The following is a 2,992-nucleotide window of genomic DNA, read 5'->3' on the forward strand; positions in this document are numbered from 1 at the left end:
GGCCTCCTGCTCGCCGACTGGTACGGAGCGATGGGCTGGGGCAGCGACGCGCTCGCCGACCAGCGCGCGGCCGGCGGCATCGCCTGGAGCATCGGCGAGATCCCGACCCTCGCCCTCGCGATCGTCGTCGCGATGATGTGGAGCAGGTCCGACGCCCGCGAGACCAAGCGGCGCGACCGGCAGGCCGACCGCACGGGCGAGGCCGAGCTCCACGAGTACAACGAGCGCCTGGCCGCACTCGGCAAGCGCCGCTGACCCTCCTCCCCAGGCGGCCGTCGGCCCCCGTCCCGGCAGTTCCGGATCGACGCCGCACGGCCGCGGGTACAGTGGACCGGTGACCCAGCCGACCCTCTCCGACGAGCAGCAGCGGGTGTTCGACCTCATCGAGAACACCCGCGAGCACCTGTTCGTCACCGGTCGCGCGGGCACCGGCAAGTCGACCCTGCTGAACCACCTGAGCTGGAACACCGACAAGCAGATCGTCATCTGCGCCCCCACCGGAGTCGCGGCGCTGAACGTGGGCGGTCAGACGATCCACTCGCTCTTCCGCCTGCCGATCGGCGTGATCGCCGACTCCGATCTCGACCAGCCGCCCGAGCTGCGCAAGCTCCTCAACACCATCGACACCCTCGTGATCGACGAGATCTCGATGGTCAACGCCGATCTGCTCGACGGCATCGACCGCAGTCTCCGCCAGGCGCGCCAGCGGCGGTCCGAACCGTTCGGAGGCGTGCAGGTCGTCCTCTTCGGCGACCCGTTCCAGCTCGCTCCCGTTCCCGGCGACCCCGAGGAGCGCGCGTACTTCGCCGACCGCTACCGCTCGCTGTGGTTCTTCGACGCGCTGGTCTGGCAGGAGGCTCCGCTGCGCATCGTGGAGCTCGGCCGGATCCACCGGCAGAGCGACGAGCGCTTCAAGTGGATGCTCAACGCCGTCCGGTTCGGCATGGTCACGAAGGAGATCGCCGACGTCCTCAACGAGGCCGGCGCGCGCACTCCGCCGACCGACGGGGCCATCACCCTCGCGACCCGCAACGACACGGTCAACCGGATCAACCAGACGGCGCTCGCGCGCCTCAAGGGCCCGCTCAAGACGGCGACCGCCGAGATCAGCGGCGACTTCGGCGGGCGCACCTACCCGGCCGATCAGAACCTCGAGCTCAAGATCGGCGCGCACGTGATGTTCCTCCGCAACGACGCGGAGCAGCGCTGGGTCAACGGCACGATCGGGATCGTGAAGAAGGTCGCCGGCACCGTCTGGGTCGAGGTCGACGGCGAGGTGCACGAGGTCGAGCCGGCCACCTGGGAGCGCTACCGCTACTCCTACTCGGCGGCGACCAAGAAGCTCACCCGCGAGATCGTGGCCGAGTTCGCCCAGTTCCCGCTCCGGCTCGCCTGGGCGGTCACCATCCACAAGTCGCAGGGCAAGACCTACGACTCGGCCGTGGTCGACCTCGGCCAGCGCGCCTTCGCCCCGGGGCAGACCTATGTCGCGCTCAGCCGCATCACGAGCCTCGAGGGTCTGTACCTCACGAGGCCGCTGAGGCCGAGCGACATCATCGTCGACAAGGACGTGCTGCGTTTCATGTCCGAGCGCCGGGCCGAGCCCGCCGCCGTCGCGACCGCCGAGGGCGGCGCGGCGTCGGCCTGAGGTCGGAGGGCGCGATCAGGCGGCGACGCGGGAGCGGGCGAGGTCGCGGAACAGCTCGGTCGTCAGCCGGTACGCCTCGGCCACCTCGGCGATGACCCGGTCGCGCTCGGCGTCGTCCCAGTCGACCGCGTCGAGCTGCTCGCGGTACACGGCGCGGAACGCCGACGGCGTCGCGATCTCGCCGTACAGGTAGAAGCCGACGCCGTTCGTCTCGAAGCCGAAGCGGCGCTGGAGCAGGGTGCGGACGATGCTGCAGCCCGACAGATCGCCGAGGTAGCGCGTGTAGTGGTGGGCGACGAATCCGCCGCTCCATCCGCTGGCCACGGTCGTGATGCGCTCGACGTACGCCGCCGTCGAGGGCAGCGGACGGATCCGCTCGCGCCAGTCCTCGCCGATCAGGAACCGCAGGTCCTCGGCGATCGCGGGAAGCCGGGTGAGCTTGGCCGAGATGAAGGGGGCCGCAACCGGATCGTCGCCCATGCGATCGGCCACCGCCTCGAGCGCCTCGTAGACGAAGTAGTGCTGCGAGACGAGCGCGATGTAGTCGTCGCGGCTGCCGGCGCCGGTCATCAGGGCGGTCATGAAGGCGGCGCCCTCGTCGTCCGCGGCACCGGTCTGGCCGACGCGCTCGCGGAGAGCCTGCGAGAACGGGATCACGTTCGACACGAGGGCCTCCGATCGGCTTCTTAGGTTGGCCTTACCTTAGCCGACCGCGCGGAGGGAGGCCAGAGGCCGTCGGAGACCGCTCAGTGCCCGTGCCCGTCTTGGACGACGCCGTGCATCCCTCCGGTACCGCCCGGCCCGGCCGAGGTCGCTGCCATCGCCGGAGTCGCGAGCGCCGAGACGACGAGGGCCCCCGCCAGGAGGCCCAGCACCGTCCGTCCGGCCGGCACCACTCGGTCGGGGGAGGGGGCGCGTCGGAGGGACGCCGCCACGAGTCCCGCCGCGGCGAGCTGCAGCACCCCGCCCGCGAGCGAGGGCAGTGGATCGCGCAGGAGCCCCAGGGTGAGGGCGAGGGCCGAGCCGGCCGTGGTGGCGACGGCGACCGCGAGCACGACCCGCGGCAGGAGGATCCGGCCACGGGCCAGCACGGCGACGGCCCAGACGAGCTCGCCGGCGCCGAGGAGCACGAGCGCGGCGAGCCACGCGTCGTCCCGCACGGAGGCCAGGCAGAGGTGGACCAGACCGGCACCGAGGGCGGCCGAGGCGGCCCAGCCGCGGACGAGAGGATTCACGAGCGCCTCCGGGAGAAGAGGAAGGCCCCGGATCGACACACCGCATCGTGTCGTCCGGGGCCGTGGAGTCCGTCCGCCGCGGAAAACGGCGGGCCCGCGGCGGACGGAG

4 protein-coding genes are annotated in these 2,992 nt (G+C 71.8%); 2 read left to right on the forward strand and 2 right to left on the reverse strand.

Going from position 1 to position 2,992, the window contains the following annotated elements:
• Positions 1 to 255 (forward strand): cytochrome c oxidase assembly protein (locus tag ASF46_RS19645; RefSeq protein WP_235576834.1); only part of this gene is annotated, 255 nt, incomplete at its 5' end.
• Between the two features lie 79 nt (positions 256 to 334).
• Positions 335 to 1,648 (forward strand): ATP-dependent DNA helicase, encoded by a 1,314-nt coding sequence (locus ASF46_RS02745; RefSeq protein ID WP_056866324.1) that lies wholly within the window; start codon positions 335 to 337, stop codon positions 1,646 to 1,648.
• Between the two features lie 15 nt (positions 1,649 to 1,663).
• Here the strand turns inward: ASF46_RS02745 and ASF46_RS02750 are convergent, their stop codons facing one another.
• Together ASF46_RS02750 and ASF46_RS02755 are read right to left on the reverse strand one after the other, a co-directional pair.
• Complete coding sequence (locus ASF46_RS02750; protein WP_056866325.1) at positions 1,664 to 2,314, reverse strand: heme oxygenase (biliverdin-producing); 651 nt, start codon at positions 2,312 to 2,314, stop codon at positions 1,664 to 1,666.
• An 80-nt stretch (positions 2,315 to 2,394) separates the two neighbouring features.
• On the reverse strand, positions 2,395 to 2,883 hold the full coding sequence (locus tag ASF46_RS02755; RefSeq protein ID WP_157602173.1) for a hypothetical protein: 489 nt from the start codon (positions 2,881 to 2,883) through the stop codon (positions 2,395 to 2,397).
• Positions 2,884 to 2,992: the final 109 nt, after the last annotated feature.

Source organism: Rathayibacter sp. Leaf296 (assembly GCF_001423045.1).
In the GTDB taxonomy this organism is placed as follows: Bacteria; Actinomycetota; Actinomycetes; order Actinomycetales; family Microbacteriaceae; genus Rathayibacter; species Rathayibacter caricis.